The following is a 23,116-nucleotide window of genomic DNA, read 5'->3' as shown; positions in this document are numbered from 1 at the left end:
TCAGCGGGGAAAGAGATGAGGAAGATCAGGACGTGATTTCGACGTGCATCGTCGGCGTTTGGTCTGCCGTCGACAAGCCGGGGCGTTCCGTAGTGGGAGTTTCTTGGATCGCCAAATCCAAAATTTGATCCAACTGCTCACGCAATTCAATCATTTGATGGCGACTCAATCCTTGCCCGGCCAAGCTCGCCGCGTGCAATCCACCGATAACGCCCAGCGAAATCGGCACCAGCCAAAGCCCCGTCAAAGACGCACCGAGGCTCCACTGCACATACCCCACCAGCAAACCGCCACACAGAACCATTGCCATCACGAGGTACAAAAACATGCAGAAGGTCCAGATCTCCGGTCTCGGCGAAAAACGTCCGAATAGCTGGCAATGCGATTGATCGTCGGGAGAATCCGCGGAAGTGGTGACTTCGGTGTGAGCGTCGGAGCTCGCCGGTGAGTCGCCGATTTGGACCGACAAATGAGGCGACCAGAATCGAGTCTCACTTTTTGGCGGAGCAATCTCGATGCATTTGCCCGCGGCCACCGCCCGGGTGTTTGATCCGAGCGACTTGATGGCCGACCGCACTCGACCCACGAGGACATCCGATGAGACCGGAAAGTCCATAGAGAACGTGGGCTGCATTTCAAGAGGGGACATCGTGCGAAATCCAAAGTCGCGAATGTTCGGAAGTTGCTCGGCATTGTGACCGGCGGGGCGAACGGAGGCAAATGTGACCAACAAAGCCGTCACCGGTGCGATGCTGGCCGTTGGTCGGCCGACTGGTTGTTTGCGGGGCCTTTGCCCGCGACACTTCGCCGCCTCGTCACTTATTTCCGCTCATTGAGACGCAACCGTGCAGGACTACCGTCACACCAAAATCATTGCCACGATCGGCCCGGCAACCGAGTCCCCTGAAAAACTAGCGGCGTTGATCGAATCAGGCGTCGATGTCATGCGACTCAATATGGCGCACGGAACGCCTGAGTGGGTCGGCGAAATCGTCGCACGAATCCGAAAGGTTTCCAAGGATATCAGTCGTCACGTTGCGGTGATGATGGACGTCAAAGGCCCCGAGATTCGAACCGGTGCGGTTGAGGATGCAATTGAGCTGAAAGCCGGCGACGAGCTGGTTCTGTTCACCGAAGACTGCGCGGATCAATCGGCCGTCGAATCGGACGGAACTCTTCGAGTGAGTGTGAATTACCCGGGACTGCCTGGTGCGATCGATTTAGACAGCACGATCTTGGTCGACAGTGGTTTGTTGCATTGGCACGTGCTGAAGAAAGACGCCACCACGGTCCGCTGTCGCGTGATCACACCGGGCGTTCTGGAATCACGACGTCACATCAACTTGCCCGGCGTCCAAGTCAACTTGCCCGCGATCACGGACAAAGACCGAACCGATTTGGCGGCGGGAATCAAAGCGGGCATCGACTTCGTTGCACTGTCATTTGTTCGCCAAGCGGAAGACGTCCGCACGCTTCGTGCTTTCTTGGACGAACACGGATCACCCGCACGAATCATTTCAAAGATCGAAGACCAAGCTGGTGTTCGCAACATGAAGGCGATCATCCGGCAATCCGATGCGATCATGGTCGCTCGCGGTGACCTTGGCGTTGAAATCGATTACCACCGATTGCCACTTGTTCAAACCGATTTGATTCGTGCCTGCCAAGAAGACGGCAAGCCCGTCATCATCGCCACGCACCTGCTGGAATCGATGATTCAATCGCCGGTTCCAACTCGTGCAGAAGTATCAGACGTCTCCAACGCGATTCGTGAACAAGCCGACGCGGTGATGTTGTCTGGCGAGACGACCACGGGCAAATACCCACTGGAGTCCGTAGGTGTGCTGCAAAACATTGTCGCCAGCATTGAGCCAACGGTCAGCCGTCAACTGAACTCCAAGATCGTGCTTCGCGAACCCAAGTCGATGATGCTGCGATCGGCGTGCACTTTGGCACAGGAGATGGGCGATTCAGGAATCGTGGTCTTCACTCGCAGCGGTTTTCTCGCCTACGTCCTCGGTGCCCTGCGCCCTCGGGGAGTGCCAATCTTCGCCTTCACGGACGTCGAACACACGTTCCGTCACTTGATGTTGCCTTGGGGTGTGGAGCCGTTCTTCATGGAGTTCTCCGAAGATCACGACCAAACGATCACCAACGCACTGGAAGTTCTGAAGGAAAGCGGTTGGTGCAAAACGGGCGTTTGGTTGGGGGTCATCACCAACGCTTTGGCTGATGAGAAAATCATCGACACGCTGCAATTGCGTCAGGTCCAGTAGACCGACGCTTGGTCGTGAGTTTGAAGCTCACGCCGCTCTTCCTCAACAAGCCAAATGACGGCTCATGATCCATCGCGATGGTCTTCCGTCGCATCGGTCCAAACCCAGTTCTACGAACGACTCCGGTTCACGGTTTGGTTCGTTTTTGAGGGCCTGGATTTGAGGTCGCTTCGCCATCGATTGGCACACTCGTTGCATTTTTGCAGTTCTCAAACGACGCCGTCTGTCAGATTGACATTCGCTGTCGAAGGAAACTGAATCAACAAACTTTGCTTGCACATTCGTGTAGACGGAGGATTGAAAATGTTAGCGACTCGTTGGGAACCCTGGAACGAATTGAGCCAACTTTCTCGTGAGATGGATCGTTTGTTCTCTCGCGGTGGTTCATCCCCCATATCCGTTGTCACCTTTCCCGCACTGAATGTTTGGGAAGACGAAGGCACGGTCTACGTCGAGGCCGAGTTGCCCGGATTCAATTCCGAGCAGCTTGAGATTTATGTCGATGCGAATCAGCTCACTCTCAAAGGCGAGCGATCCGCTCCGGAGATGGAAGGCGGGACTTGGCATCGTCAGGAGCGTGGATTCGGAAGCTTCCATCGAACGATGGAATTGCCTGCGGACGTGGATGCCGACCAAGTTTCGGCAGACTTCCAGCACGGCATTCTAAAGATCACGTTGCCAAAGAGCGAAACGGCTAAGCCACGCCGAATTGAAGTTCAGTCGAACTGACCGATTGGTTTTACCTTGGCCCAACCCTAATTGATTGATTGGAGAAACTCATGAGCACTGCCATGACGACCCATTCCAATGGGTCAGATGAAAAGACGACCTCAATGACTCGTCCAAAGGATCGTTCGAAAGAACAGACCCAGAACAGCAACCGCGGCAAAATGTTCACGCCGCGATTCGATATCTGGGAAGGCGAGCAGGCGTTGACACTGTTTGGCGATTTGCCCGGTGTTGAGCCAGCGGATTTGGATATCCAGTTTGAGAACCGGTTGTTGACCGTTCGCGGACGGGTCACACGTCATGTCGAAGCGGACCGCTACCTGCAGTCCGAGTACGAAGTCGGTGACTTCCAACGAAGTTTTACGATCGGTGAAAAGATTCACGCGGCCGGTATCACTGCCGAGTTGAAGGACGGCGTGCTGACACTGCACTTGCCAAAATCCGAAGAAGCAAAGCCTCGTCGAATCGAGGTCCAGGTCCGCTGAGACCGGTGATCGTCGATTTGGTGTGGGTGTCAATGAGAAAGACCGTGCGGGATGACCGCACGGTCTTTTGTATTGGAAGGCTTCTGATTTAGATGGCTCTTGTGAAGGCCCGCTTTGAAACGGCCTTCGGCTCAGCTGATCAGCTTCATCGTCCGCAAAGCTTCTTGGATCTTCGATTTGGTTTCGTCGCAGACGTTGCTGAGCATGGGCTGGATCGGGCCCGTTTCTGCGACGCCGGCAAGGGCAACCGCTTCGTGCAGAACCCGAATCGGGTGGATTCCATCGCGAAGGTTTTCGAGCGGCTGGAAGTATTGCCGAATCGATTCTGCCATTTCCATGTCACCGCCTTGGATGGAACCAAGCATGTCCATGCTCTTGCGCGGTGCGACGCAAACACAACCGCTGGTGAATCCCGTGATGCCGAAGTCACGCAGGTGAACGATCGCGGGTTGTTCTCCGATGCCGCTGACAACTCGCTCCGCAGGAAAGACATCCAGGACTTCGCGGAGATAATCGTCTTCGGCGGGATTGTCGCGAACGACTGCGTATTTGATCCATGAGATCACGCCGTCGCTTTCCAACGACTTCAAATCGTCGGGAGACAACCAACGGTCGTGCTTCAGGTAAACGACGATTGGTTTGCCGTATTGTTCGGACAACTTGCGGATGCCGGTCGCGATGCCCGCCGAATCGACGATGTCTCGCGACGGCAACAGCATCGCGGTTCCAAAATCAAACTCTTGAAGGATGTTGATTTGGTCCGACGCGATTCCAAAGGATGGACCAAACGATGGCACCACGGTCGTATCCGGACCGGCTGAGTCGGAGATCATCCCGAGCAGATCGTCAAAATCAGCCAAGCTGGTGTGGTAGAAAACCGCGTTGCCACCGTACAGCAACGAACGGACACCACCGGCTTCCAGGAAGCGGATGATCTTTTCGTTTTCGTCCGCATCGATTTGGTAGTCCGCGTCACGAGCCAACGGTGGCACGGCAAAGACGGATTCTGACAACAGGTTGGGATTGAACGGTCCAGTTTTCATGGTGGGAACTCAGGGGGCGGGGAAGTGATCGGTGGGGCCCGCTGACAGACGACGCGGCGGAAAACGTGGATGTCCGGCGGCGGGCAAAAGGAGAACAGTCAAATCTTGGCCCACAAAGTAACTTCTCCTTCACCCGGAAGCGACGGGAGCAGCGATCCCACCGGCGAACAGGACTCTTGGGTTTTGGATGACCGCTTGCTGCTGCTTCGATGTTCGGGTGCGGTGCCGATCGAAAATGACGCCCTGAACGAACGGGAGGCTTGGGTGGATTGTGCGATGTTGCGAAAATGCAACGCCTGTGTGTTTGGCGAGACGGTCTCGGCAAAATAGCGAAGTTGCCACCCCGGGGAGGTCGCAAAAGTGTCGTTTTTCACGGGTTTTTTCTGCAAATGGCTTAAGTCTTGCCTACTCTTATTTGTGCGGCTGTTTTGGCCCCAAGGATGCCTGCCGCGCCGATGGTTCGCCCTTTCCTTTGGGCTCGCCATTGCAACAATCCGGCTGTGACCCATGGGTCTGTACACCTGTCGTCTCGAAGCATTGAGACTTCGGTGCCGCACCCAGGTTTTCCTTTTTGAGACATGCCACCATGACCGTTTCGACTCGTATCGGCCTTCGCCTCAAAGACCTCTGTTTGAATGAACGCATGAATCACACTGTTCTGTCATCGAAATTTGCCAAGCTCTCCGCGCTGAGTTGCTTGCTGGCAGCCGGCACCGCATCGGCTCAGGATGCATGCTGCTTCACGCCGCAATATCGCTTGCAGTCCCAAACGATCATGCAGCCCGAATTGGTTGAGCGAACACGATTGACCTACGAGACGCAGTACGTTGAGGAAGAGGTCAAAAGTTATCGGCCCGTCCTGAAAACACGCGTTGAAGAACGTGAGATCACCGTCCCGGAAACGGTGACCGAAACCTCGTTCCGCGAAGAACGCTACACAATCTACAAACCGGTGACGGAAACTTCGTATCGCGAAGAAACCGTGACACAAACTCGCTACGTCAATGAAACGGCGGAACGCGAAGAACGTGTCACGACTTACCGTCCCGTGACCGAAACGCAGATGTACCAAAAGCAGTACCAAGTGCAGCGTCCGGTCACCGAAACGCAAATGGTTCAAAAGCAGTACATGGTCCAACGACCTGTGACTGAGACCCAGTTGCAAACACAGCAAGTCACCTCCTATCGACCCGTCACGACGGTGCAACAGCAAACGGTCGACGCGGGTGGTTATGTGCCACAGACGACCGTCACCCCAAGCCAACTGCAATACGGTTTGGGTTGGAATCCGCGAGCCTACTACCAACCTGGGCCACTCGGATTGCTGGCGTATCCTCGAGGTGCCGCAACCGCGGTTCCCGTGGTCACGCCGCCGCAAGTCCAAACGCAAATGGTTTATCGCCCGAATTACGTCAATCAGCAAATCGCTCAGACGCAGTACGTGCCGGAAGTTCAGCAAGTCCAGCGTCCGATCCAAGTGACTCGGATGCAGTCGGAAATGGTGACTCAAAATGTCCCTGTCACCGTGCAGCGGATGCAAACCGAAGTGGTCACGCAAAACGTGCCTGTGCAAACGACCAAAATGGTTCCACAAACCACTGTGCGGAAAGTGCCCTACATCGTGCAGCGTCCTGTGACGGAAACGTCCACTCGCAAGGTGCCGGTGCAAAGCAAACGTTGGGTCGCCGAAGAAGTCGTTCGCAAAGTGCCGGTTCAAACGAATCGTGTGGTCTACAAGACTCGGCGTGAACCGATCACGGTGAAGTACTACGAGCAAGAGGAAGTCGTGCAAGTCGTTCGTCGACCTGTTTCGGTTCCGCGATATCAAAAGTATCAAGTTCAACAAATGGTTCCGCGAACCGTGGTCGAACGTGTGCCATTGTCATACGCTGACCCTTTCAGCCCGGCGATCACGAGTGGCTATTCGTCGTTCCATCCAATCGTCGACTCGGTACCGTATTCGTCGAGCTATCCCAGTTCGTCGATCATCACCGAGCCCGGTTCGGTGATTAGCTCACGACCCATTTTGGAATCGGAAGAAACGGAACTGGAAGCTCCGTATCAATCGAATGAATCCGAGCCCAAATCAACAATGGGCAAAGTTGAATTTGGTGCTCCCGAGCCCGACTCCAACAGCGACCTACCTGATAGTGATCTGCCCGACAACTACGATCACTTGTTCGATCCTCAAGATTCGGACGAAGTCGAGCAGCCTGAACTGGGTGATCGAGAAGCCAACTGGAAACGCCGCGGAACCTACGGCCAACCTGCCAGCATCCGCAACATCTCGCACCGCGTTCGTTGGAACCCAACCTACGCCCGCGAACTGTAGGCTTTCATCACTATTTGGTTTTCGCGAACCAGCCAGTGCATCAAAAAAGGCGAGTCTTTCGAGACTCGCCTTTTCGCATTTCTACAGGTGTCGTGTTCGCGTCTCGACGCTCAACGATTCATTTGTTCGATCGTCAGGTCGTAGATCTCGTCCGCGTCCAGGACCAGCGAATTCGAGGTAAAGAGTTTGGCGATGGCGGCTTTGTGAGTCCGCATCTTCAAGCCGCCGACACCGATCGGACCGTACGCGACGGGACCATCGTCCTGGCCTTCGTGTAGCGGTTTGGCCTTGTCGAACGCCTCGACGCCACCGAGCCCGGCGGGCGGTACCGCGTTGAGGTCGATGGCAACTCGTAGCTTGGACAAACTGTGGATCAACTCCTTCGAAGCCAGTTCCACGCCTGCGGCTCCGCTGGCGACAATCACATCGGCTTGTTCCAACAACGCTTTGAAGTCGTCTTGGTTCTCGGGAGCGGCGGCTTCGAGGTTGCCCGAGCTGACCTGCTCGCCAATCTCTTTGCAGGCACTTTCGGCTCGGTTGAGCGATCGGCTTGTCAGCAACACGTTGGCGTTTTGTCGTGCCAGCATTTGTGCGACACGACGGCCAACCGGGCCGGTGCCTCCCAGCACGACCGCCGTGCAATCATCCAGTGACACGTGCTTGGAGGCGGAGGCGACCGCAGCGGCGGCGGTGGTGTTGCATCCCGAAGCGTCCAGCATCACCGACACGCGGACGGGGCCAAAAAAAGCCTTTTGGACGCTGCGAAAGATTGTTTCGGCTTTCACAACGTCGTTCCCGCCGATGAACAGAGCCGTGTTCTTCAGATCGTCGCCGCCCCGCGTGAACATGGCCCCGTGGACCAGCGATTCGACTGCCTCGCATTCCACGTTGCCGTACTGAAGCAAGTGATCGACATCCGCATCCACCGCAACCACGGCATCGAACGAACTGGGATGAGGATCCACGTCCAGTTGAAGAAGGATTTTCTTAGACATCGTCGCGACCGTTGCTGTTGAGGAGAACTTCTTTGAAGGCAAAAGAAAAGCTCCGGGTTCTCACCCGAAGCTTGTTCGTCGTTTGCTTTGGACAAAAGCGTTGGCTCAGAAACCCTTGAATGGGTGAGCTGCGGTGTCCTTCTTCGCCAGCATGTCGTCTGCCGATGGCTTGCCTTGCATCGCCGACTTCAGAGCGTCCTTGGTGGCTTCGTAGTTGTACTTGTAGATCTTTTCGTCATCTTCGGCTGCTGGGTGGATGAACACACCGCAGACGCAAACCAGATCTTCGCACTGGTCCTTTGGAATGATGCCTTCGCTGACGGCATCGGCAACGGCTTGTGCAACGGCGGCTTGAGCAGGTCCGAACATTTGGACGGCTTGCTTCATGCCTTTGATCGTGACCTTGGTCACCATCACAGTCGATGGCTTCACGGCCACGTTGGGCTCAAGAACGGCCAACAGGTTGGTGTGGCCTTCGCTTTGGTTTGCCAGAGCGTTGGCGAACGCGGCGCCAACAGGTCCGTCCTTGCTACCGATCATCAGATCGATGTGAGAAATTTCGTTGCCGTCACCGACGAGGGATTCACCAATGTGGAATTGCATGACAAGATGCCTTTGAGAGGGGAAACAAACGCCCAAAGAGTTACCGGTGGGAACACATGGTCCTTACCCCACACGCAGGATGAACACACCAATGGCGATGGGTGGGTCGGGCAGGCTCGAAACGGTAACAAACCCCCGCGACGGTGAAAACCGCCCCGCGATACTGCTGGCGGGGGCATCTGTCCGCTGGGCTGCGCAGTCACTGCGGCGTGGCATGCCAAATTCCCTGGTCATTGGTCTGGATTGGTTTGGCGATTCTGACACCCGAATGGTTTGTGACCAATTTCATCCTTTTCGGGCTGGCGAAGAATCCCAGGAAAATCTGTCGCAACAGATCGAGTCAGTCGCGAATTTGCATGCCGCACGCGTGATTCGTGTCGGCGGACTCCAGATTTCCTGCGGGGGAAATTCTTGGCAACAATGGAATCGCCTGCAGGCAATCGTTCGCGAAATCGCCGTTGCGTCAGATTCTGGCGAATTCCCCGTTGCGACTCCGCTCACCTACCAGTGCTCCGCCGGACGATGCCGTTTGGCGGGATCGAATTGCGATGACGTTTCCGCCGCCGACCTGATTGCCGAGACGTCGGGGCGACCCATTCGCTGGATTTGGAAGCAGACCAACTCGACCGGAGGAATGGGAATTCGTTCGATACCTACATCCACGGAGTCAATCTTAGAATCGAGTGATGGATGGCTGCAGCAACGCATCACCGGGCGCTCGTACGGGTTGGTGGCGATCGCGAGTGCCAACCAGACTCACGTCTTAGGGCTCACCGTTGGGCTGCACCAAAGGTTCGGTGATCGGCCGTTTGTCTACTCTGGCTCTCGAGGACCGGTCTCACAAATCGGGGGCGTCGGTGTCGGCGAGGTGCCCTGGCGTCATTTGCAGACCCTGAGTGAACAAGTTGCAAAGTCGTTTTCGCTTCGTGGATTGTTCAACCTCGACTTCATTCGCGATGCGACGGGACGATGGTGGTTGTTGGAACTGAATGCTCGTCCGAGTGCGTCGTGCGAAGTGATCGAGCGATGGGCAACGGATACTGGTTGGATGGGCTCGGACGATTCGTTGATGCGAATGCACCTCGAAGCGATCGATGGTGGTGACCCCGCAAGCCGATTGAATTGGCTGTCCGAGTCAACAGATTGGTCATCGTCGAGCACCCGCACTCAGTGGATCAAGCGAATCGTGTTTGCCAACCAAGAAGGCGTCGTCGACGTTTCAACGATTCGAAAGCGGTGGCGTGCCGAATCAATCACCATCGAACTTGCTGACCTACCGCCGGAACGCACACGCGTCGCAGTCGGTGAACCGATCCTGACGTTGTTGTTTCGAGTTGATGACCGCGCAAAAAAAATGGCCTCGGCGCAATTGCGCCGGGCCATTCGGATTGTTCAAGGCGAACTACTTCCGTAGCAACACCGCCCAGTCCTGATCTGCATCCGCGGGAGGATTCCCGATCTCAACGGAACCACCGCCGGAGACCGTTTTGACGGACCCCGATTGAAGATCGCCGCCGATGCGAGCGTTGTACCAATGAACTTGGAACTCGCTGTCCGCATCGCTCAAGTCGATCGAGGTGGTGCCACCGTTGGGCAAGTAAACGACGTACTCTTCGCCGGCTTTGGCCAAGCAATACTTCGAGTTGTCGTGCTTCTCATTGTCCACCAACTCGTCAGCGTTGACCATCTCCCAAAACGGAATCGAGTTGTTCTGGAAGAACTCAATGGCGACCCGGCAAGCGTCCCAACTTTGATCGCGGCTTCGCCAATCTTCGCAACCAAGATCATTCTCAGCGTATTGGTAGCCGAAGTAATATTCGACTCCGCCGCCACCGCCCATGAAGTTGCCCCACAACGTTTGCTTGCGGACTTCGTGTTGGGTGTAGGTCATTTTGCCGGTCTTGTCGTGACCGTCGTAGCCGCGGTAGCCAAGGTCAGGACACTGGCCGTGAGCAGCCGACCCAGATTCGTCAAAGGCCACCACCCAAGGCTTTCCAGCCTCGCGGGCTTTCTCGCTCCACTTCACCGTTTGCCAGTGAGTGTCTTTGATGTGGCTGTTTTGCAGAGACACACCGGTCAAATTCGACTTGTCACCGAGCAACGGATCGTACTTCTTGTCTTGCTCACCGGGGAAAGTGTGCAAGACACGATTGTGTCCGTACGGATCCATCTCTTCGATGTAGTTCAACATCGCGAGGTGTTCGTCGGTGGTTTGTGTGGTCTCTTCGGAGAGGTTCCAGTTCAAGGCCAAGTTGTGGCCGAATCGAGCAATGATCTCTCGCAAGTACAGCTTTCGCTGGGAGCCGAGTTTGCCACCGTCAAGCGATTCGGGCTTGAAGCCATTGGCCTTCTGGCCTTGTCGATGGTCATCGTTCTCGGTTTCCTGCAACTTGAAGTGCAGGTACATGCCGTTTTGAGTTCCATGGTCAAAGACAATGCCCCACTGATCCAGCTTGCTGCAGTCATAGTGAAGTTTGTCATCACGGTGGATGAACGGCCAAACGTTGTCGCCGTCGCCGCCCGCGTTGTAGGTCAGGAATGAAAACGCGTTGCAACCCTTTGATGAAAGATAGTTGACCGCACCGATCAATCCCTTGCCTTGTCCGTCTTTCCAAGTCGGGTCACTCCGACGCCAATCGCCAAGGTGCGGTTGATACTTCTTCAATGGAACTTTGCCGGGTTTGCCAGCGACGGTTCCATCGAATTCGGCATAACCAAGCAGCGTTTCAGGAGCATCCGCACCCGCTTTGAGGAAGTACTTACCGGTTCCCGCGAATTGGAGGTGCGATTTGTTGACGTATTGAAGTCGACCATGAGCACGGAAGTCGCGTCCGGACTTGTTCGTCTTTGCGACATTGAACTTGCCGGTCTTTCCATTAAATGGAGAGACCGCTTCGGCCGATGCATCGCGGTTGATCGCAGCATTCTTTCCGGTCTCGAAACGAACGGTGTAAGTCCACTCGCCTGTTTCATCGGGAGCAAAATTTGCTCGCCACTTGGTGCCCGATTCAGCGGACGTGTTGGCAGCATTGCCGTCGGCGGAAAAGTATCCCGGCACCAAGTATTGCTTGCCGCTCTCATGTTTGAATTCGACTTCCATCCGATGGTCCAAGTATGGGTTCGGAGTGTTGTCTTGCTCGTGAGCGTAGGGACCGTTGAGGGTGACGGTGACCTTGTGCCACATGCGTTTTTCACCGGTGACCTGAACGCTACCATCGCCATCGTTTTCGCGGGGCATTTGAAGCGGTTGATCACTGACCGGTTTCGTGGGGCTGCCGGCGCGATCATTGGACTTGGACTCAGTGGCTGCCTTCGCGGCAACGAGGTTGTGCTCTTTCGCGAAATTGGCTGCCGCCTTCGCGGTCGACTCATTGGCTGGGGTAAACGTCAGTTCGCTCCAACGGGCACGACTGTATTCTGCTCCATCTGCGGATGCGATCTTGGAACTGACTTCTAATTCAGCTCCTTCGGTGATCTGAACGTTTGCAAACGTTCTATGGAACTGTTTGCCTTCGGCGAAGGTTTGGTCCGCCATCGGACAAGTGAAGGAGCCAACCGATTCTTTGTCAGCCGAAACCAAGTAGGTGGATTGACCGTCGTTCTCGCCGACCGCTTTCAACGTGACGTCATAGCGACCGCTGGGGAAAGGAAAGACCTTCTTCGCAGCAGCGGATTGGTTTTTATCAGGATTGATTGCCAACCATTTGCCTTGGTCCAAGTAGTAACCACCAGATTTAAATTCAAACTCCTTTGCGGGAAGCGAAAGGACTTGTGCGGTGGCATTTTCCTTGGGCTTGTTCGACTTGCCCGCCGGAGGTCGTTGGAAGTTGCTGTCCGTTGTCATCAACCATTGGTCGAACTCAAACCCGTCTTCTCGCATGGAGAAATGAATTTTGTGTTCGCCGGGCTCATGAATGTCGAGAAAAATCTTGCCGGGCTCACCGCAGTGTTGAGCCTCGGTTCGTTGCTTGCTGTCCCAATACCAGGAGTGTTTGCCCTGGCACCATTGCAGACGTTGCCCTGAATCGGGCCAGGTGCCATCGATGCCAACGTGCAAACCGTTGTCCTCGCTGCCGGTCGAATAGGCTCGTACCCAAACGTAGTAACGACCGGGAGTCTGCACATTCACGCGATAGGTCAGCACAGCCATTTTGCCGGGCTGCGGCGAAAAGTTGGTTCCGTGAATCAGTTTGTCAGCGTGTGTCCGCCGCGTATCCGGCAAGATTTCCAAGTACGCTCCGCCACTGGCATCGGACGCATGAGAAGGATCCCCATCGGGTTGCACCGAAGGAGTCGACTCAATGGTTGTCAGATAGAAGGCACGTTTGTCGGTGTTGGTTTGTGAAGCAAAGTCTTCCGCTTCGACTTTCACAAACCCGTTTGCTTCTGTGAAGACAGCGTCTGGTTTTTGGGCCGTGGCACTGACGCACCAAGTGGCCGTGACAGCCAAAGCAAAGACTGTTTGTTGCGTAAGAAACTTACGAAATCTACACACTTGCATGGTGTTGGAACTCCTCGAGGGGGTGATAGGAGCGACCAATCTAGTTCAGTGGTTGCAGAATTAACAGCGATCGCTTGCAAGGTTGTTTTGACGTTCCCAGTCCACTACAAACGGGTGGTCGCTTCCGCTCCTTTTAACCATGAAGTAGAGACAGATGGACATCGAAAAATACATGGCCAACGTCAAGAAGTACGTGCCGAATCCCAGCGAAGACGCGGTGGAATCTTTGGCCAACCATCTGCGGTTGGCTTTGGCGAACCGTGACTCAGCAATCGTCGCGGCCACCGACCCGGACGAACTGGCCGGCATCAAACGTGGCTACTGTTCCGTGAACCTCGATCTGACATCCGAAGAAGCTGACGCGGCCATCGCGAAGGTTTGCAAGATCATGCAGGGCGACAAGTCAAAATGCCGCGTCACGTTCTACTATTTGTTGGCACAAGAAAGCGATACGATGAACCGCGTGGCGGGATGATGATTTTCTAATGCGCTAAACTTTCGCGAGGTATCGGTTCATGTTTTTTGCGAGTGACAATTGGGCCGGTGCCGCCGATCCAATTGCGGAATCCTTGAGCCGCCACGCGAAGGGGATGTCGCCCGCCTACGGGACGAGCGACCTGGATCAACGGCTCGAACAACGTTTCAACGATTTGTTCGAGACCGATATCGAAGTCTTTTTTGTCGGTACCGGCACCGCCGCGAATTCGTTGGCTTTGTCCGCCGTCAACCGACCGGGTGGCTTTGTGCTCTGCCACCGTGACGCCCACCTGATCGAAGATGAATGTGGGGCTCCCGAATTCTTTACCTCGGGAGCTCGTTTGGCTCCCGTCTCCGGAGACCTGGGAAGGATCTGCCCACGGGCATTGCAAAAGCAATTGCGACGGTTTGATCCGAACTTTGTTCACCACGGACAACCGATGGCGGTCAGCATCACGCAAGCGACCGAAGTGGGCACGGTCTACAACGTTGACCAGTTGAAAGAGATCAGCGGCATCGTTCATGACCATAAGTTGCCACTTCACATGGATGGTGCCCGCTTCGCGAATGCACTCGTCCATTTGGATCTGACGCCCGCGGAGATGACTTGGAAAGCGGGTGTGGATGTGTTGTCGTTTGGCGGGACAAAGAACGGTTGCTGGTGTGCGGAAGCCATCATCTTCTTTCGACCCGAGTTGGCCAAGCAAATGCCATTCATTCGAAAGCGTGCGGCGCAGCTGTTTTCGAAGACTCGCTTCATTGCAGCTCAATTCCATGCCTACCTAGATGATGATCTTTGGCTCGGTTTGGCTCGGCATGCGAACAAGATGGCATCCCGATTGGCCGCCGGAATCGAGAAGTCTTCCGCCGCGGAACTCGCTTGGCAGAACGAAACCAACGAAGTGTTTGTGGTGATGGAAAAGTCGCGAGCGGAAAGTTTGCAGGCGGCGGGGGCTCGTTTCTATCCTTGGCCGACGCCGAACGACTCCACGACGGACCCACCTGAGGGGCACGCCATGTACCGATTCGTGACCTCATTCTGCACGGATCCCGCCGAAATTGACCAATTCCTGGGTTTACTGGGTTAGTTGCCTTCGAAGTCCCGACTGTGTCCTACGTTTGACCAGACTCTCAAACCTCGGCACCCATTTCACGGACTGATCCCAACTTATGCCCATCGAATCTCTTCGCTTGTTGTTGGTCGAAGACAATGACTTGGATGCGATGTTCATCACACGGGTGTTCCAACGCTCCACGATGTTCGATGCCGAGATCGTTCGAGCGTCTTCGCTCAGCCAAGCACTTGAGAAGACCGGCCAATCGGAATTCGACGTTGTCCTGCTGGACCTAGGATTGCCCGACAGCAGCGGACTGCAATCGATTCGCGCAATTCGAGAACGAGTCTCATCGATTCCTATCGTCGTCCAAACCGGTGACGATCGCGTGGAAACCGGGTTCGCCGCAATCGAAGCGGGGGCTCAGGACTTCTTGTCCAAGAATGACCTGAAGGATCACTTGCTGACACGATTGACGATCCATGCCATTTTGCGTCAGCGACAGATGCTGGAACTCCAAGAGGCTTCCCTTCTGGATTCGATGACGGGAATCGCGAATCGTCGACGCTGCGACATCGAATTCAAAAATCGATTGGAAACACTTTCAGAAAGCGGCGTGCCGTTCTGCGTGGCCATCGTCGACATCGACTGTTTCAAATCAATCAATGATTCCCGCGGACACGACTTGGGCGACCACGTCATTTGCAAGGTCGGCGAAGCGCTTCGTGACGCCAGTCGCCCAGGTGATCTGGTGGCTCGAATCGGTGGCGAAGAATTCGCGATCATCTTTGGCAACACCACCATTGATGAACTCGGAACGCTTCAACAGCAGCATCGAAAAGCGATCGAGCAGTTGGACTTCCACCCTGAAAACATTCGAGTGACCGTCAGTGTCGGCGGCACATGTGTGCTGGCTTCTGATGACAGCCGTTCTGCTTTTCGCCGGGCGGATTTGGCCCTGTACGCCGCCAAGAAAGGCGGGCGCAATCAGTGCAAGATCGAGACTGCTATTCGGCCCGTGTGCAGCGGCCAGATTGCCTGAGCTCGCTCAGACGCGAATTCCGAGTTTCGCTTCCATTTGCTCCAGCGAGATGCCTTTGGTTTCTGGCAGCATCGTGATGACCCAAAGTCCTTGCAGGACCATCATGAAGCAAAAGAACCCAAAGATGGCAGCGGGATGGAACGTTTCCACCACGGCCGGGAAAACAAGCGTCAGCAATGCCGCAAAGATCCAATGCGTGAAGCTGCCCAGTGATTGACCCGCGGCGCGATGTTCGTTGGGAAAGACTTCCGAGATTAGTACCCAAATGACCGCACCCTGCCCCATCGCGTGCGCCGCGATGAAGGCAAAAATACATGCGGGAACGATGCTGAACGTTTCGGACTGAAAAGCGTACGCGCACGTTCCAAGCGACAGGACGTAGCCCGCCGATCCGATCAGCAACAACGTGCGACGACCCAATCGGTCGATCAAGTACAAACCCACGAAGGTGAAGATCAGGTTGGTGACGCCAATCCCGATCGATTGCAAAAGAGCGGCTTGTTCGCCCATCCCGGCCAACTCAAAGATTCGCGGCGAGAAGTACAGCACGGCATTGATGCCAGAAAGCTGATTGAAAAACGCGACCAAGAAAGCAATCGATATGGGAGTGAACAATCGCCGGCTCCAAAATGGTTCCGCGGGAGTCAGGTCCGACTCGGCACGGACGGACGCGACGATTTCATCGACCGTCTTTTGCACATCGTCATCGGACGCTTCTGGACGCAATTGCTTCAAAACCGACATGCCGGCCGCTGGGTCTTTCTTGACCGCGATCAACCATCGAGGACTGAATGGCAACGAAAAGCACATGGCGGTGAATATCAACGCGGGGACCGCTTCCACCGCCAACATCCATCGCCAAGCATTCTCGCCGCCCCACGTACCAATCAGGTAGTTGGATGCGAACGCGACCATGATTCCAAAGACGATGTTGAATTGGAACAATCCAGTCAGCGTCCCGCGATGTTCCGGTGGCGAGATTTCGGAGATGTAGAGCGGAGCCGCGACGGTGGAAATACCTACTCCCAATCCGCCGATGAATCGGGCGATCATGAACGAAAAGACGTCGGTCGCAAAACCTGACCAGATCGCTGAGACCAAGTAAAGAATCCCGATCCAGAGCAACGTCGTTTTGCGTCCAAATTTGTCAGTCGGCCAACCGCCGATCAACGATCCAATGACGGTTCCCCACAACGCGGCACTCAAGGCAAGGCCGTGTTGGAAATCACCCAACGCCCACAGACCCTGGATGGCTTTTTCGGCTCCGGAAATGACGACCGTGTCAAAGCCGAACAGAAACCCCGCCAAAGATGACGTCAAACTCCACAGAAAAACACGCTGATTCAATTTCGATTGCCCGGTGTTGGAACGTTGCTTGTTGGACGCACGCTGCCCAACCGTCGTGCCGCCGCGCCAATGATTTCGCGCCGACTGACCGTTTGCGTGACCGCCGTTCCAAAGTCTAGCAAGACTTCATTCGGGTATGTTCGCCGCCGGGGATGAGTGCCCACGCGACGCGGCATGGGCTGGAACGTCATCCGGTGGTGTATCGTGACGCAAACGCGTCAGTTCTTTCGCGGCGTGATAACGCGAAGCGATTCCCGGTTGTGGGTACAAACCGCCCCCGAGCAGCAACAACGTCAGCAGCAAGATCGCGAAACGTTCGGCGGGACGAGCCCGCATCGAAACCAACGTTCGGTTTTCGCGACCGGTGAAAACTCGAAAGTAGGCGAGTAAGACTGCGATGCCGCAAAACGCCGTCGCGATCACCACCATCGTTCCGACCAACGGATAGACCTCCACCGCACCTTCGATCAGCAGTTCCATTCCAACGAACCCGATCGTTGCGGGGAATCCAATGGATGCCAGCCCGGTTAACAAGAAGAATCCTGCCAGCATCGGCATCTGTGCATAGAGACCGTGGAATTCATCCAACGAGAAACGAGAGATTCTCGCTTCGATGCATCGCAACGTGATTCCAAATCCAGTCAGCGACATGGCCACCGACAACCACAAGCTCAACGCACCGGTCAGTCCGGTAGGAGTGACCAATTCCAGTCCAACCAAAATTAGCGAGGACTGAGACAGAAGCAAAAAACAAAACATTCGGCGAGCGTCCGATTGCACCAATGCCATTGCACCGGCATACACCGCCGTGAACAAGGACAAGACCGCGATGCTTTGCAATGCCCAAGAAGGCGCAATCGGCAAAACCAATCGCATCACCGCGTACGCGCCGACCAACGGAGTTGTGTGCAAAATCGCGGTGCCAAAGGTGGCCTTTTCAAACAGATCCGTCATCCACAGATGTAACGGGAAAATGCCGCTTCGAAGCAGTCCCGCGGCGGTCAACAACGCACCCGGAATCAGAATGGCGGTGGTGCCGGAGTCGACCAGTGTCAACCATCCATAGCCAACGACCAACAGAGCAGCAAAAAGGCCCATATGCAAACAATAGATTCGTGTGCACCGCTGGCGACGTCGCAGTTCTAAGAAAGGCGGAATGGTGGAAGCGATCAGCAATGCGATTAATGCCCATGACGCGCGACAGCTGAACGTTGCCAACACCAATGATTCTGAAATCAATGCCAACTCAAGCGAGAAACGCGGCGCTTTGGTGCGAAGCGTCGACAGCACAATGACCATGAAAATCAAAGCGGCCAACGGCAGCTGGAACGCGCTCAGCTCGTCGATCACAAAAGCGTCTGGCGGAAAAATCCAGCTGAGGAATTGCCAGTGATCGTGCGCTTCGAACGTGCCGACCATGGTGAAGTCGACCAGTTCGCCGATCGTCAGCAACAATGTCGCAACGCAAATGATAACTGTGTCGCGCAGCGCGCGTTCATTGTTGCTGCGAAGTTGCAGCCACACTGCGCCGAGCAGTGGAACGAGAATCGAACATTCGATCCATGGGAAATGCAGTTCGGACAACGAAGGAGATTCCTATGCGGCGGTGGAGATATCTTGCGGCGTGTTGCCGTCGAAACCGGACTCATCACTATCTACGTTCGGCTCAGGTTCTCGCGAAAGAAAGCGAGTGATCCGTTCTTCCATTCGATTGCAGGCGAGGAAGCAACCCACGAACGGTCCCGCGATCCAGCGATCCAGAGCGATGTCCATGAAGCCTCGGTCAACTCCGAATCGATAACACCAACGTTGGATTGGTTTTGGCAACCAGCCCACGCCTGACCAGGATTGTTGCTGCAAGCGAGACCCGATCTTGTTCTCGAGGTCGTTGTAGTCGCGAAGCAGAGTGGGTGCCCTGAGCAACTGCATCGTTCGCAAGGTCGCATGTCCCATGATGTGAATGAGTGCGAGGTAACGCAGGCCCAATCCGATTTCGACGACGATGATCCCAACCTGAGTCAGCGACGCATACGCGAGCGATGTCTTGATATCGGTTTGCACCCGAGACATCAGGGCACCTCCGATAGCCGATATTGCTCCGAGGGATAGCACCATCATTTGCAATGCGAGAGATGCTTCCAACAAAGGACTGAGACGAAGCAACAGATAGGCACCCAAGTGCACCGACAAAGCCCCGTAAAAGATTGCGCTCGACGGTGTTGGTCCTTCCATCGCGCGTGGCAACCAACCACTGAATGGAAAGAGTGCCGATTTCCCTGCTGCACCGATCAGTAGCAACGTTCCAACCAGCAAAGCTTGGGATGAAGTCACCGCCGCGGTTCCTTCCGGCCAGATTTCTGAATTCATCAGCCCGCCAAAGTCGCCCTCGCCGACCATGTGATGCATCGTGATCGCGGCGATCAACAAGGCGGCATCCGAGAGCCGATAAATCGTCCAAACGCGTTGGCCATTTCGAACCGGATTTTCGCGTTCGTGGAAGTAGGCGATCAACAGGGCAGACGACAGTCCCACCATCTCCCATCCAACGAATAGCGTTTCGATGGTGCCCGCCAACGAAGACAAAACCATCCCGCAATAGAAGATGGCGTAGAACAAGAAGAACCGCGCAAAGCCCTGTTCGCGATGCAAGTATCGTCGCGTGAACTCTCCGACGACACCGCACAACACACACGAGAGCATCAAGAACGGAATGCTCAGGCGATCGAAGGTGAACTTCAAATGAAAGTGAAAGGCTTGTTCGGGAATCGTCACCCAATTCCCAAACTCGATCGGAACGTTGCGGATCCCTGTCGCCAACATCGTGATCAAAATCGCGATTGCGGGAATCAGGGACAGCAACACTGAGGTCTGCGTGAGCCGCACCGTCGCGGTTTCGCTGAGCGGTCGATTGAACAGCAATGTCAAACCCATGACCGCAAGCAGCAGCACGGGGCTGGCGACAACGGCGGTGCCCAAAACATGGAAGAAGATGTCCAGCGTGTTCATACCAGAACCTCCGATGTGTTTGCGTCGGATTCGGATGAACTCAAAGGTGTTTTGATCTCTGGTTCTTGGACGGTCGCAAACCCGAGGTGGTCGCGCTGACCACGGTACCAATGCATCGAAGACTGGACCGTTGGGATCTCACGATCGGCGACGATGTGTGGTTCAAAGTGTCCGTTGATGTATCGCTGAACGGTGGAGGTCGATGGATCGAGAATGGCGAGCTGAACCCAGTTGCCTTCGACCATTCGCCGGATGCCTTCGTTTTCGGAAATGATTCTTTGCAGCATCTCCGGGGTGGTTTCGATGACAAACAAAATTCGCATCGGTTCGTGAATCTCAACCATTTGCTGAGACAGCCCCGGTCGCAAATCGCTGGCCGCACCCGTCATCACGCCAACCATGGAAGCCACATTGTGCGGCAATTTCGATCCACACCCGTACCCTTCGACGTCCACGGTCGAGAAGTAGTATTCCAAGCTGATGCCACCGCATACAGGAATCGCGGCTTGCAAAATGCGAGTGAGAATGTGTCCGTTTTCGTCGTCCACCGCCGGATCGTATTCGGTTACGAACGCTCGGCGGTCCATGAACAAACCTCGTGACCAATCACGCCGACCCACCGTGACCAACGCATTGGTCGCGTGGTTGTATTCCGGTCGTGCTTGCGACAAATCTTCCGCGCGTTCCTCGACATGTTCGAGAGCTTCGTTCGGTGTCAGGTCCAATGGTGCCGATTCAAACCGGCGGGCTCGTTCGTGAGCGTTGCGGGCTCGTGTTTCAATGACATCCGATTCGATTCGCCTGAACAACTCGCGAAGTGACCGCGGCAAGAGATCCAAATCGTAGTAGTCGACGTCGTCATTGCAGGTGTTGTGATAGGCACCGACGAAGCGGACTTCATCGGGCAGTTTGATTCCCTGTTCGGCAACGCGGCGGCGCACCCGAGGGTCGTTGGCCATCACGGCGAACGCCCGAGCGTTGGGGCCGCCTCGACCGCCACTGCACGCGCCGCAGTTGTAAGCGGATTCGTGTGGGTTGTTCAGGCTGCCGCTGCCATGACCAAAGAACACGATGATTGGCGGGAAGGCATCGACCATGCCGATGTCTTGCAAAATCCGAACGACAATTTGGGACATCTCATCGAGGCTGTACCCCATCGACTCGGCATCGGAACCGGGGGCTTCTGCCAGTCGTTCGAGATGCAACTCTGTTGCTGGCGGACGAACCAAGCTTCCCATCGATTCGCGAATTTGCGATGTCAATCGAGGTGCCAAGATGCGTGCGACCATCGGTACCGTCGCAATGGCACCAAACAACCCGGTGACCCAACCGCCAATCAACGTTCGCGAATTTTGATGAACTTGGTGAGCGAACCAACCCAGCCGGCGTCGCCGAACGGCACGTCGTTCACCAGCGGCCATTGAAGAAAACAACGGTTCTTCGCGGACGTAGTGCTGTGGTTTTACGATCGCCGGACAAAGAGAACGAAAGCTAGCGTGGTCGGCACCCTGGTAGTACATCGCCACGGCAAAGAAGCCAGCAGCCGATGCGGTGCGGCAATCCGGAGCGACTTCTTCCAGATGTCGGCGAAAGGATTCTTCGCGATCGTCGATGCAGAAGATTGCCGCGTAGGCCGGACGCCGTCGCGAATTCGCGGGCAATTCACGTCGGCGACGAGAGTGAATCGAAATCGCATCAAGTGCTTGGTTGGCGTAGTGGCGTTCGTACGCGGCATGCAACAACCGGCGACGGTCCAGCGATGTGAATGACTCGATTTCGGTTATCAAACATCGCCATTGAGCAGCCGACATGTTCAGCATTTGTTCGGGAGTCCAGCCTCCCAATTGAGCCAGCTGAAAAATCGTGTGGGTGCGAGAACGCGTCGACGGCGTGGACCTGACATCCGCCGATTTCAACGCAAGTCGAAGGATCTCGCTCACAGTTCCGATGTTAAGCTTGGCTTTGCCGAAGTGCTCGATGGCGTGTGCCAACAAAATCAAACGAACGGCCAAGTACTCGTTGAGCGATCCTTCGGGGATTGGATTGGCCAAGAATGGACTGTTCGTTTCCATTTGCCAAATCATGCCCGCCCAACCTCTCAGCGAAAGCAGACATTCCGACAGGAAACTCTCGCAGTCGTTGTCCGAGATGCCTAGCCGTTCCAGCGATTGTTCAATGCTGTGAATGGCATCCCAATCCGACGACTGGACTTCATGTAGCGAAGCGTCAACGTGTTTCATCCAATCGGCACGGATGCTCCACCGGCCCAAGTACAAACCCGCGAAAGCCTTGGCGAAGCCGTTTTCTCGTTCGGGCAATGTCCAATCCGCGAAACCTTGGTCGAGGAAGCAGCCGCAAAAACGAATCAGGACGTCGTTGATCTTCGTATTCAGATCCATCCCGAGTTCACTCAGCATCAGCCGATGGAGTGAATCATTGCTCTCCGCCTTCGGTGGTTGAACCTCGGCTGTCTCAACACCCAGTTGGCAAGTCTCCCACAACGCGTGCAAGGTGAAGGCTTCCCATTGTTGATCGCTCCAGCGATGGATCTGGGATTCACCGGCCGCTTTCAAGCGATCTTGCAATGGAGCGGGAAGTGGCGATGCCGGATTCGACGACGCGGTGTCAGTGGTGATTGATTCCAGGTACCGCATCACCCAACCGCGAGTTTGGGTGATTGTTTTTTCCCGATACGGCGTGGGGACTTCGTCTCGAAAGCGTTTCAGCAATTCGCTCTCGGCCAGGACCCAGCTCAGCCCTGATTCGGGCATCGGTTGCAGTTCGGTTTGCAACATCGACAAACGCAGTGTGTAGCGAGTCCCAAAGGACGCCACCAGTTTGTCAGCGTCATCCTGCAGGTCAGCCATCAAGACTTCACGAAGATCCTCGCGGCTGATACGACCTCGCAGAAGCTCTTCGTGGTAGCGTTCCTCGCTGAGATAGGGCTCGCAACCAAATCGGCGTCCACCCTCGATCACTGCTTTCTCGAAAGGCAGGTCCTCGAAAGCGTGCAACGTGTTGTGGTGAACGAATACTGAGATAGGGCCCTGCGCAGGCAAGAAGTGACGTGCGTGTTTGATCGCTTGCAGGACGTTTGTGGTTCGATGTGAAGTGTTTGGTTGAGTGTCCTTGTGAAAGGCGCAAAGCGGCGATTTGGGATGCGTCCAAGAAAACAGAAGGTCGTTGGGAAAGCACGTGTTGTGCCAAGGGCGGATCTGGGAGAAA

18 protein-coding genes are annotated in these 23,116 nt (G+C 55.3%); 9 read left to right on the top strand and 9 right to left on the bottom strand.

What is annotated here, in order from left to right; translation table 11 throughout:
• Positions 1-25: 25 nt before the first annotated feature.
• On the bottom strand, positions 26-649 hold the full coding sequence (locus B2R17_RS15490; protein WP_286764694.1) for a hypothetical protein: 624 nt from the start codon (positions 647-649) through the stop codon (positions 26-28).
• Positions 650-845: 196 nt separating this feature from the next.
• Between B2R17_RS15490 and pyk the strand changes: the two genes are divergently transcribed.
• The 3 genes from pyk (at position 846) to B2R17_RS15475 (ending at position 3,490) form a co-directional block, all read left to right on the top strand.
• A complete protein-coding gene (gene pyk, locus B2R17_RS15485; protein ID WP_008665317.1) occupies positions 846-2,276 on the top strand; it encodes a pyruvate kinase in 1,431 nt (476 codons plus the stop codon).
• Positions 2,277-2,579: 303 nt separating this feature from the next.
• Complete coding sequence (locus B2R17_RS15480) at positions 2,580-3,005, top strand: Hsp20/alpha crystallin family protein (protein ID WP_286764693.1); 426 nt, start codon at positions 2,580-2,582, stop codon at positions 3,003-3,005.
• A gap of 104 nt (positions 3,006-3,109) precedes the next feature.
• A complete protein-coding gene (locus B2R17_RS15475; RefSeq protein WP_286764730.1) occupies positions 3,110-3,490 on the top strand; it encodes an Hsp20/alpha crystallin family protein in 381 nt (126 codons plus the stop codon).
• A 131-nt stretch (positions 3,491-3,621) separates the two neighbouring features.
• Here the strand turns inward: B2R17_RS15475 and B2R17_RS15470 are convergent, their stop codons facing one another.
• Complete coding sequence (locus B2R17_RS15470; protein WP_286764692.1) at positions 3,622-4,533, bottom strand: dihydrodipicolinate synthase family protein; 912 nt, start codon at positions 4,531-4,533, stop codon at positions 3,622-3,624.
• Positions 4,534-4,602: 69 nt separating this feature from the next.
• On the opposite strand from B2R17_RS15470, the gene B2R17_RS15465 reads away from it, so the two are divergent.
• Together B2R17_RS15465 and B2R17_RS15460 are read left to right on the top strand one after the other, a co-directional pair.
• Positions 4,603-4,863: a hypothetical protein gene (locus B2R17_RS15465; RefSeq protein WP_286764691.1), complete on the top strand. Its 261-nt coding sequence runs from the start codon at positions 4,603-4,605 to the stop codon at positions 4,861-4,863.
• A gap of 256 nt (positions 4,864-5,119) precedes the next feature.
• Positions 5,120-6,865: a hypothetical protein gene (locus B2R17_RS15460; protein ID WP_339886886.1), complete on the top strand. Its 1,746-nt coding sequence runs from the start codon at positions 5,120-5,122 to the stop codon at positions 6,863-6,865.
• A gap of 110 nt (positions 6,866-6,975) precedes the next feature.
• Here B2R17_RS15460 and B2R17_RS15455 read toward each other — a convergent pair whose 3' ends face one another.
• Positions 6,976-7,902, bottom strand: a complete 927-nt coding sequence (locus B2R17_RS15455; protein WP_286764689.1) for a methylene-tetrahydromethanopterin dehydrogenase N-terminal domain-containing protein — start codon at positions 7,900-7,902, stop codon at positions 6,976-6,978.
• A 63-nt stretch (positions 7,903-7,965) separates the two neighbouring features.
• Complete coding sequence (fae, locus tag B2R17_RS15450) at positions 7,966-8,463, bottom strand: formaldehyde-activating enzyme (RefSeq protein ID WP_008658809.1); 498 nt, start codon at positions 8,461-8,463, stop codon at positions 7,966-7,968.
• A 214-nt stretch (positions 8,464-8,677) separates the two neighbouring features.
• Here fae and B2R17_RS15445 point away from each other — a divergent pair, with 214 nt between their 5' ends.
• Positions 8,678-9,877, top strand: coding sequence for an ATP-grasp domain-containing protein (locus tag B2R17_RS15445; protein WP_286764688.1), 1,200 nt, complete (start codon positions 8,678-8,680; stop codon positions 9,875-9,877).
• Here B2R17_RS15445 and B2R17_RS15440 read toward each other — a convergent pair.
• Positions 9,866-12,964: a DUF5060 domain-containing protein gene (locus tag B2R17_RS15440; RefSeq protein ID WP_286764687.1), complete on the bottom strand. Its 3,099-nt coding sequence runs from the start codon at positions 12,962-12,964 to the stop codon at positions 9,866-9,868. The genes B2R17_RS15445 and B2R17_RS15440 overlap by 12 nt on opposite strands.
• Before the next feature lie 154 nt (positions 12,965-13,118).
• Here B2R17_RS15440 and B2R17_RS15435 point away from each other — a divergent pair, with 154 nt between their 5' ends.
• The 3 genes from B2R17_RS15435 to B2R17_RS15425 all read left to right on the top strand — a co-directional run bounded on the left by B2R17_RS15435 (position 13,119) and on the right by B2R17_RS15425 (position 15,538).
• On the top strand, positions 13,119-13,439 hold the full coding sequence (locus B2R17_RS15435; protein WP_008665333.1) for a DUF2853 family protein: 321 nt from the start codon (positions 13,119-13,121) through the stop codon (positions 13,437-13,439).
• 40 nt (positions 13,440-13,479) lie between these two features.
• Complete coding sequence (locus tag B2R17_RS15430; protein WP_286764686.1) at positions 13,480-14,529, top strand: threonine aldolase family protein; 1,050 nt, start codon at positions 13,480-13,482, stop codon at positions 14,527-14,529.
• Between the two features lie 82 nt (positions 14,530-14,611).
• Positions 14,612-15,538, top strand: coding sequence for a GGDEF domain-containing protein (locus tag B2R17_RS15425; RefSeq protein WP_286764685.1), 927 nt, complete (start codon positions 14,612-14,614; stop codon positions 15,536-15,538).
• A gap of 6 nt (positions 15,539-15,544) precedes the next feature.
• Here B2R17_RS15425 and B2R17_RS15420 read toward each other — a convergent pair whose 3' ends face one another.
• From B2R17_RS15420 to B2R17_RS15405, 4 genes are all read right to left on the bottom strand, one after another.
• On the bottom strand, positions 15,545-16,885 hold the full coding sequence (locus B2R17_RS15420) for a sugar porter family MFS transporter (RefSeq protein ID WP_286764684.1): 1,341 nt from the start codon (positions 16,883-16,885) through the stop codon (positions 15,545-15,547).
• Positions 16,886-17,011: 126 nt separating this feature from the next.
• Positions 17,012-18,469 carry a proton-conducting transporter membrane subunit gene (locus tag B2R17_RS15415; protein ID WP_286764683.1) on the bottom strand — a complete coding sequence of 486 codons (1,458 nt, stop codon included), beginning with the start codon at positions 18,467-18,469 and terminating at the stop codon, positions 17,012-17,014.
• 12 nt (positions 18,470-18,481) lie between these two features.
• On the bottom strand, positions 18,482-19,891 hold the full coding sequence (locus B2R17_RS15410; protein ID WP_286764682.1) for a proton-conducting transporter membrane subunit: 1,410 nt from the start codon (positions 19,889-19,891) through the stop codon (positions 18,482-18,484).
• Positions 19,888-23,067: a DUF2309 domain-containing protein gene (locus B2R17_RS15405; protein ID WP_414707339.1), complete on the bottom strand. Its 3,180-nt coding sequence runs from the start codon at positions 23,065-23,067 to the stop codon at positions 19,888-19,890. Before B2R17_RS15405 ends, B2R17_RS15410 begins: the two co-directional genes overlap by 4 nt.
• Between the last annotated feature and the right edge of the window lie 49 nt (positions 23,068-23,116).

Origin of the sequence: Rhodopirellula sp. UBA1907 (genome assembly GCF_002337565.1) — a bacterium.
GTDB classification, from domain to species: domain Bacteria; phylum Planctomycetota; class Planctomycetia; order Pirellulales; family Pirellulaceae; genus Rhodopirellula; species Rhodopirellula europaea.
Note: the sequence above shows the minus strand (reverse complement) of the source record. Positions and strands in the feature narration are given on the sequence as shown.

Coding starts and splice junctions, on each gene's coding strand:
- B2R17_RS15425 (WP_286764685.1), top strand. CDS start 14,612: ATGCCCATCGAATCTCTTCGCTTGTTGTTGGTCGAAGACAATGACTTG.
- B2R17_RS15480 (WP_286764693.1), top strand. CDS start 2,580: ATGTTAGCGACTCGTTGGGAACCCTGGAACGAATTGAGCCAACTTTCT.
- B2R17_RS15435 (WP_008665333.1), top strand. CDS start 13,119: ATGGACATCGAAAAATACATGGCCAACGTCAAGAAGTACGTGCCGAAT.
- B2R17_RS15460 (WP_339886886.1), top strand. CDS start 5,120: ATGACCGTTTCGACTCGTATCGGCCTTCGCCTCAAAGACCTCTGTTTG.
- B2R17_RS15440 (WP_286764687.1), bottom strand. CDS start 12,964: ATGCAAGTGTGTAGATTTCGTAAGTTTCTTACGCAACAAACAGTCTTT.
- B2R17_RS15465 (WP_286764691.1), top strand. CDS start 4,603: ATGTCCGGCGGCGGGCAAAAGGAGAACAGTCAAATCTTGGCCCACAAA.
- B2R17_RS15410 (WP_286764682.1), bottom strand. CDS start 19,891: ATGAACACGCTGGACATCTTCTTCCATGTTTTGGGCACCGCCGTTGTC.
- B2R17_RS15475 (WP_286764730.1), top strand. CDS start 3,110: ATGACTCGTCCAAAGGATCGTTCGAAAGAACAGACCCAGAACAGCAAC.
- B2R17_RS15430 (WP_286764686.1), top strand. CDS start 13,480: ATGTTTTTTGCGAGTGACAATTGGGCCGGTGCCGCCGATCCAATTGCG.
- B2R17_RS15445 (WP_286764688.1), top strand. CDS start 8,678: ATGCCAAATTCCCTGGTCATTGGTCTGGATTGGTTTGGCGATTCTGAC.
- fae (WP_008658809.1), bottom strand. CDS start 8,463: ATGCAATTCCACATTGGTGAATCCCTCGTCGGTGACGGCAACGAAATT.
- B2R17_RS15470 (WP_286764692.1), bottom strand. CDS start 4,533: ATGAAAACTGGACCGTTCAATCCCAACCTGTTGTCAGAATCCGTCTTT.
- B2R17_RS15490 (WP_286764694.1), bottom strand. CDS start 649: ATGTCCCCTCTTGAAATGCAGCCCACGTTCTCTATGGACTTTCCGGTC.